Genomic DNA, 6868 nt, shown 5'->3' on the forward strand with positions numbered 1-6868 from the left:
GGAACGTTCAGCCTGGGAGCGACGACGTGGCCTCCAGCGACTGGGTGGCCAGGGCAATGGCGGAGGTCAGCTGCGCGCGCGAGAAGGGCTTGGACAGGGTCGCCCCCACCCCGCCCCGCTCGCGCACCGCCTCTTCGTCGTGGCCGGTGACGAACACCACGCGCAGGCCGGGCTGGCGCGCGCGCGCCCTGCGAGCGAGCTCGATGCCGTCGCAACCCGGCAGCTCGACATCCGTGAGGAGCACGTCTCGCGGCGACTCCGCGAGCTTCCTGAGGGCCTCCTCGGCACTGTCCGCGTGCGCCACGTCCATCCCACAGGCCTCGAGCAGTTCGCTGGTGAGCAGCCTGTCGTCGTCGTTGTCTTCCACCAGCAGCACGCGCAGCGAAGGCGGCAACCGGTGGCCGTCGATGGCGGCGCGCACGTGGCGCCCGAGGTCCGCGCGGGTGTAGGGCTTGGCGAGCATCGGCACGTCCGGGCGGGCGGCGCCCGAACGCGCAAGGGAGGCCTGCGCGTAGCCCGAGGTCATCAGCACGGCGGTGGCGGGCAGCTCTGACTGCACGTGCGCGACCAGTTCGAAGCTGTGCATGGGGCCGGGCATCACCACGTCGCTGAACAGCAGCGCGGGACGCAGGCCCTCATCGAGCAGGGCACGCCCCATCGCGGCATGCGAGGCCTGCACGACGTCGTAACCCAGGTCGAGCAGCATGTCCACGCCGGTGCGACGCACGCCTTCGTCGTCCTCCACCAGCAGCACGATCTCGTTGCGTCCGCGCGGGATCGTGTCCGCCTCGGCGACGAGCACCTCGTCCGGCTGGTCGGTGGTCGGCAGGTAGAGCGTGAAGCGGCTCCCCTTGCCGGGGACGCTGTCGACGCGGATCTCGCCGCCGCTCTGCTGGACGAAACCATAGACCGCGGCCAGTCCCAGTCCGGTCCCCTCCCCCTGCGGCTTGGTGGTGAAGAAAGGCTCGAAGATGTGCTCCACGACCTCGGGCGCCATGCCCATGCCGGTGTCGGCGATGGTGATGCGGACCCGCTCGCCGTCCTGCCCGGCTTCGGCGCCGTCCACGCAGCGGCACTCGATGCGGACCTTGCCGCCGTGGGGCATCGCGTGGCGGGCGTTGATCACCATGTTGAGGATCGCCGTCTCGAACTGCTGCGGGTTGGTCCTGATCCGCGTCTCGCAGTCCAGGTCGAGCTCGAGCGCAATGTCCCGTCCCTCGCCCAGGGTCCGCTCGAGCATGTCGGCCAGCGTCGCGAGGGTGCGCGCCGGATCGAACACGGCCACGTTGAGCGGGTCGCGTCGAGCGAAGGCCATCAGCTGCGATACCAGCTGGGCGCCGCGCTGGACCGCATTCCGGGCCGAGGCAAGGCGCTGGTTGGCGCCCCCTTCAGGAACCTGCCCTTCCAGCAGCTCGAGGTTGGCGCCGATGACCTGCAGCAGGTTGTTGAAATCGTGCGCCACGCCGCCGGTGAGCTGGCCGATCGCCTCGAGCTTCTGCGACTGGTGCAGGGCGGCCTGCGCGGCCAGCCGCTCCTCCTCGCTGACCTTCAAGGCCTGCGTGCGCTGCTCGACCAGCTCGGCGAGATTGTTGTGGAAGAGTTCGACCTCGGCCTGTGCGGCGACCTGCGCGGTCATGTCGTTGCCCTGGACGAAGATGCCAACGACCTTTCCAGCGGCGTCCTTCACCGGCTGGTAGACGAAGTCGAGCACCACCTCCTCGGGTTCGGCGCCGGGTTCGCGCTGGAGTCGCAGGGGCACTGCCTGGCCGACATAGGGCCGGCCACTGCGGTACACCTCGTCGAGCAGCGCGACGAAGCCCTGGCCGGCCGCCTCCGGCAAGGCCTCTTCCAGTACCCGTCCGATCAGGTCGCGGTCGCGGCCCACCAGGGTTTCGTAGGCGCGGTTGGCCAGGGTGAACCGGTGCTCGGGCCCGGACAGGTAGGCCATGAACCCGGGTGCCTGCGCGAACAGGGTCTCCAGGTCGCTGATGCGGTGTTCGAGCGCGCGATTGTGCTCCTGCACCTTGCGCGCACGCTCGAACATGCCGAACTCGATCTGCTCCTGCGACGCCCCGGTGGCCCGCGCGAGCGCCTGGTTGAGGCGCTGCAGGTGGGTGACGTCGGTGGTGTGCTGCAGGACATGCACGACCCGGCCCGCGCTGTCGAACAGCGGCGTGTGCGTGGCCGACCAGTAGCGGTCCTCCATGACCGGCCCGGCCTCGCCCGGTCGCTCGATCGCGTAGCGGATCAGGCTCAGGACGTCGCGCTCGCCGGTGGCGAAGACCCGCTCGATCGATTGTCGCAGCAGGGCGACATTGGTCTCGCCCAGGCGCGTGCCGTCGCCGGGGAAGGCCTCGAACAGGCCCACCCCGAGCAGCACGTCGCGCGTGCGCCCGACCACCGACTCATAGGCACGGTTGACGGCGACGTAGCGCAACCCGCGGTCCAGGACCATGTACGGGTTGGGCGAACGTTCGAAAATGTCCAGATAGTCCAACGGCGCCCCCTGCAAGCGACCGCAACTGCAATCGCACGATGGATGGTTGCAGAACGCCGCGCAGCCGGCAAACGCTTCGTTCAGGCAACGCGGCCCAGCCAGCACGCCCGGTGCCGGGCCGCTACACTGCCAGCCCCCCCTGCCCCGCCGTATTGCGCCCATGCCAGACCCCGTCCGCCTCGCCCACCGCGTCGCCGAGTTGTTCAGGTGCTCGCGCGCGGATGCCGAGCAATACATCCGCAACGGCTGGGTGTCGGTGGATGGCCAGGTGGTCGAGTCGCCGCAGCATCCGGTCGCCGAGGCCACGGTCGAGCTGCATCCGGACGCGCGCCTGGAGGATGTCGAGCCGGCCACGGTGCTGCTGCACAAGCCGCCGGGCTACGACGCGATCGAAGGCAGGCGCATGGCCGCGGCCCTGGTCCAGCCAAGCTCGCACTGGACGCACGACCCGTCGGGCATCCGGCCGCTGGAGCGTCACTTCCATCGACTGACCCCACTGGTGCCCCTCGATACCGATGCCAGCGGCCTGATGATCCTCACCCAGGACGGCCGTGTCTGGCGGCGGCTGACCGAGGATGCCGATCTGATCGAGCACGAGTACCTGGTCGAGGTCCAGGGCGAGCTGGCGCCCTGGGGCTTGCGCCGGCTCAACCATGGACTGTCCTTCCAGGACCGCGCGCTACCCCCGTGCAAGGTCAGCTGGCAGAACGAAACACGCCTGCGTTTCGCGCTCAAGGGCGTGCGCGAGGGCCAGTTGCAGGACATGTGCGCGCAGGTCGGCCTGTCGGTGCTGTCGATCCGGCGCTTGCGGATCGGCAGCATCCCGATCGGCAAGGGCCCCGAGGGCGCGATGCCGCCGGGACAGTGGCGCTACCTGCCGGTCGGCACGAAGATCTGACCGCGCGGGCCGCTGCGCAGGGCCGCGGCAGAGAGCGCCAGCCAGGCGAGGATCAGCAGGATCTCGAGCTTCTGGGTCAGGCCGCGCGGGGCTTCGCGCCAGAGCGCATGCACCCACAGGCCGATGAAGGCGAGCAGGGCCAGCGCGAACGCACCGGCGAATCGGTGGCGCCAGACGGGGTCGCCGCGCAGGCGCCAGGCTTGCAGCAGCATGGCGACGGTGACGCACAGGAAGGCGGTCTGTGCGGCGAGTCCATGCACCAGGGCTTCCAGGCGGGGCGGTTGGCCCAGGCGGCCGGTCTCCGCCAGGGCAGTCACGGCCAGGGCCACCGCGGCCACGACGAACAGCAGCAGCGGCGCCGCGCTGCGCGCGGCCGCACTCAGCGCGCGATACCAGCCCAGGCCGAGCAGGACCAGGGCCAACGCCAGCGCGAGATACGCACCCTGCACCCAGGCGCCGTATGGGCCCACCAGATAGAAGCTCAGCGGCACCTGCTGCCAGTCCAGGTCGGCGCGAAGCCATTGCGCCGCGGTCGCGCACGCGGCGAACGCGCCGATCCCCGCAAGCGCAGTGCCACCCAGGCGGGCGGACAGGTCGTGGTCATCGCGAGTCCTGTTCATGCGGGCATTATCGGCGGGCGTCCAATGGCGTGTCGATCCTCGCCGCCGCCGACCGTCGTATCGGTGAAGGCGCGCCCGTCGCGCGCCACGCCGAGCGGAGCCCACCATGACCTATGTCGACGGATTCATCATCGCCGTCCCCACCGCCAACAAGGACGCCTTCGTCGCGCACGCCCGTGCGATGGACCAGGTGATCATGGAGTATGGGGCGCTGCGGATCGTGGAATGCTGGGGCGACGACGTGCCGCGCGGCAAGCACACCGATTTCTTCGGTGCGGTCCAGGCGACCGACGCGGAGACCGTGGCGTTCTCCTGGATCGAGTGGCCGGACAAGGCCACGCGCGACGCCTTCATGAAGAAAATGATGGACGGCGACGACCCCCGCTTCGATCCCAAGGCACATCCCATGCCGTTCGATGGCAAGCGCATGGTGTTCGGCGGTTTCGTCCCGGTCCTGGACCTGCCCGACTGACGCCGGCGGCCGTCAGTCCTGGCCGCCCGCCAGCAGCGCAACGGCGCCCAGCGCCAGCGTGAGCGCAACCACGTCCTCAAGCAGGGCCGCGGGCCAGTCCTTGCCGATACGAGTGGCCAGGCCCATGCGCATCCGATAGCCGCCGCGTGTGCCCAGCACCGCGGCAACTGCGCCGGCCAGGACCGGAAGCGGCCAGGCGCCCCCCATCGACAGCGCGACCGCCCAGCCGCAGAACGCGCCCGACAGCACGCGTGCCGTGGCGGCCGGCAGTGTCTTGCGGCTCGGAGCGCGCGGCGACTTGTCGCCGGCGAGTTCCGCCAGTGCCAGCAGGGTGAACAACCAAGGTGCCCAGTTGCCCCCCAGCCATTCCAGGGGCGTGCCCTGCAGCTCGAGGGCACCGCTTCGCGCCGCCCAGGCGAGCACGGCCGGCGCGGTGAAGGTGCGCGCGCCGGCGACCAGGCCGAACAGGCAGGCGGCGAAAGTCGCGATCATGCGACCGCGGCCCTGGCGTCAGGACAGCGCATCGATCACCGCGCGGGTGAATGCCGGAATGTCGTCGGGCTTGCGGCTGGTGATCACGTGGCCGTCCACCACCACCTCTGCGTCGCGCCAGCGCCCGCCGGCATTCTCCAGGTCGGTGCGGACCGAAGGCCATGATGTCAGCGTGCGATCCTTGGCTGCCCCGGACTGCACCAGCAGCCACGGGCCGTGACAGATCGCCGCGAGCGGCTTGGCGGCTTCGTCGAACGCGCGCACGAACGCCACCGCCGATTCGTCGATACGCAGCTTGTCGGGATTGATCACGCCACCGGGCAGCACGAGGGCGTCGTAGGCATCGGGCGAGGCATCGTCGAGCGCGACATCCACCTCGACTTCATCGCCCCAGTCCTTGCCCGACCAGCCACGGATGCGCACGCCGCCCGGCGACACGACATCGACATGGAAGCCGGCGGCGCGCAGGCCGTCGCGCGGTTCCACCAGTTCGGACTGTTCGAAGCCATCGGTGGCGAGGATGGCGATCTTCTTCTTGCTCATGGATTCACTCGTTGCGTGGGGGATGCACGGACGCTATCGCGATCGGAGTGGCAACCGGGTGAAACCCTCGGCCGGCCACCGACGAGGGCCACGGCGACGCGAACCCGTACACTGCACGGACACCCTCCAACGGAACGCTCGATGGCAAAGCCCAATTATTCGTACGAAAAGCGACAGCGCGAGATCGCGAAGAAGAAGAAAAAAGACGAGAAACAGGCCAAGAAGCTCGCTGAACGCGACACGTCCAGGGACAACGACACCGCGCCGCCTTCACCCGGCAGCGACAGCTAGGCGTCGGCGCGCCGCGCCGGACACGGGCGCCGCGGGCGCCACGGGCGCCGCGTTCACGGTGGCAGCAGTTTCCAGAACACCCCTTCGCGCAGCTTCACCGTCTGCAGGGGCTTGCGCTCGGCGGCCGGCAGGTTGCCCCGCAGCATCTGCCGGATATCGCCCATGACCTGGTCCGACTCCATGAAGTAGGAGTGGGCCAGGATGCTCTGGTCGACGCCGGAGACATCGATCGTGTCGATGCCGTCCACCAGCATCACGCCCTCGCTCGAGTCGCCGGCGCGGGGACCTCGGTTGACCTGCCGGGAGGCCTTGAGCGCGAGGTCCTCGGACGAGGCGTATAGCGTCACCCGACCGCTGGCCAGGTGCATCGCCGGTGCCAACTGCTCGCGGAAGACCTTGGCGTCGATGTCGGGCGCGGCCAGGATGATCCCGCGGAAGCGACCGCGCAGGTCCGGGCGACGGGCCACCAGGTTGCGGAGCGCGCGGGTGACGCCGCGCGTCCCCATGCTGTGGCCGATCACGTACAGGTTCCGTGCACCGGAGCGGTCGGCCATGTCCGCCAGGAAACCCTCGATCAACGGCACGGTCCTGGCCATCGTCTCTTCGTCGGTGAAATAGCCCGTCAGCGATGCCTGCGAGGGCCAGCTGTAGAACACCGGCGCACCGTCGAAGCGCAGGTCGTAGGCCAGCTGCGCGGTGCGGCGGGCGGCATCGCGGTAACTGACGTTGAAACCGTGCACGAAGACGAAGGCGCTGCTGTCGCCCGCATCGCGCACGCGCGACTGCAGCGCTCCGAAGAAAGCGCCCTCTGGAAGGCGACGGACATCCTGCAGCACGACATGGCGGGCGGGGTCCTCCTCGAACTCGAGCAGGTACCAGCGCGGCGATTCCAGCTCACCGGCGACATGGCTTTTCGGGATGCTGACCCGCGCCTGCCCGTAGGTCAGCTTTCCCGCATTCGTGGCGGTGAAGCGATCCGCCGCGGGCCGGCTGTCGAACGCGGCGTCCGGGCTGCGGTTGGTCGCGTAGAAGACATCGACATTGACGTAATCGGC

General features: G+C 69.6%; 8 protein-coding genes. 3 read left to right on the plus strand and 5 right to left on the minus strand.

The genetic code is table 11. From position 1 onward, the window contains the following. Positions 1–7 precede the first annotated feature (7 nt). Positions 8–2497 carry a response regulator gene (locus FKV25_RS05905; protein ID WP_170218561.1) on the minus strand — a complete coding sequence of 830 codons (2490 nt, stop codon included), beginning with the start codon at positions 2495–2497 and terminating at the stop codon, positions 8–10. A gap of 160 nt (positions 2498–2657) precedes the next feature. Between FKV25_RS05905 and FKV25_RS05910 the strand changes: the two genes are divergently transcribed. Next, positions 2658–3395 (plus strand): rRNA pseudouridine synthase, encoded by a 738-nt coding sequence (locus FKV25_RS05910; protein ID WP_141517870.1) that lies wholly within the window; start codon positions 2658–2660, stop codon positions 3393–3395. On the opposite strand, the gene FKV25_RS05915 is transcribed toward FKV25_RS05910, so the two are convergent. After that, positions 3368–4015: a DUF998 domain-containing protein gene (locus FKV25_RS05915; RefSeq protein WP_141517871.1), complete on the minus strand. Its 648-nt coding sequence runs from the start codon at positions 4013–4015 to the stop codon at positions 3368–3370. The two genes, FKV25_RS05910 and FKV25_RS05915, sit on opposite strands and share 28 nt — an antisense overlap. 106 nt (positions 4016–4121) lie before the next feature. Between FKV25_RS05915 and FKV25_RS05920 the strand changes: the two genes are divergently transcribed. After that, complete coding sequence (locus tag FKV25_RS05920) at positions 4122–4487, plus strand: DUF1428 domain-containing protein (RefSeq protein WP_141517872.1); 366 nt, start codon at positions 4122–4124, stop codon at positions 4485–4487. A 12-nt stretch (positions 4488–4499) separates the two neighbouring features. Here FKV25_RS05920 and FKV25_RS05925 read toward each other — a convergent pair whose 3' ends face one another. Together FKV25_RS05925 and FKV25_RS05930 are read right to left on the minus strand one after the other, a co-directional pair. Beyond that, positions 4500–4979 (minus strand): DUF4126 family protein, encoded by a 480-nt coding sequence (locus FKV25_RS05925; protein WP_141517873.1) that lies wholly within the window; start codon positions 4977–4979, stop codon positions 4500–4502. An 18-nt stretch (positions 4980–4997) separates the two neighbouring features. Further along, a complete protein-coding gene (locus tag FKV25_RS05930; RefSeq protein WP_141517874.1) occupies positions 4998–5522 on the minus strand; it encodes a type 1 glutamine amidotransferase domain-containing protein in 525 nt (174 codons plus the stop codon). Between the two features lie 141 nt (positions 5523–5663). Here FKV25_RS05930 and FKV25_RS16180 point away from each other — a divergent pair, with 141 nt between their 5' ends. Then, positions 5664–5813: a hypothetical protein gene (locus tag FKV25_RS16180; protein ID WP_170218562.1), complete on the plus strand. Its 150-nt coding sequence runs from the start codon at positions 5664–5666 to the stop codon at positions 5811–5813. Positions 5814–5866: 53 nt separating this feature from the next. Here the strand turns inward: FKV25_RS16180 and FKV25_RS05935 are convergent. After that, positions 5867–6868, minus strand: a 1002-nt coding sequence (locus tag FKV25_RS05935) for an alpha/beta hydrolase (RefSeq protein WP_141517875.1), incomplete at its 5' end; no start/stop codon positions are given.

It is taken from the genome of Marilutibacter aestuarii, assembly GCF_006546775.1.
GTDB lineage: Bacteria > Pseudomonadota > Gammaproteobacteria > Xanthomonadales > Xanthomonadaceae > Marilutibacter > Marilutibacter aestuarii.

What these genes read in the sequence shown, in the direction of transcription:
- FKV25_RS05910 (WP_141517870.1), top strand. Translation starts at nt 2,658, where the DNA reads ATGCCAGACCCCGTCCGCCTCGCCCACCGCGTCGCCGAGTTGTTCAGG.
- FKV25_RS05915 (WP_141517871.1), bottom strand. Translation starts at nt 4,015, where the DNA reads ATGAACAGGACTCGCGATGACCACGACCTGTCCGCCCGCCTGGGTGGC.
- FKV25_RS05920 (WP_141517872.1), top strand. Translation starts at nt 4,122, where the DNA reads ATGACCTATGTCGACGGATTCATCATCGCCGTCCCCACCGCCAACAAG.
- FKV25_RS05925 (WP_141517873.1), bottom strand. Translation starts at nt 4,979, where the DNA reads ATGATCGCGACTTTCGCCGCCTGCCTGTTCGGCCTGGTCGCCGGCGCG.
- FKV25_RS05930 (WP_141517874.1), bottom strand. Translation starts at nt 5,522, where the DNA reads ATGAGCAAGAAGAAGATCGCCATCCTCGCCACCGATGGCTTCGAACAG.
- FKV25_RS16180 (WP_170218562.1), top strand. Translation starts at nt 5,664, where the DNA reads ATGGCAAAGCCCAATTATTCGTACGAAAAGCGACAGCGCGAGATCGCG.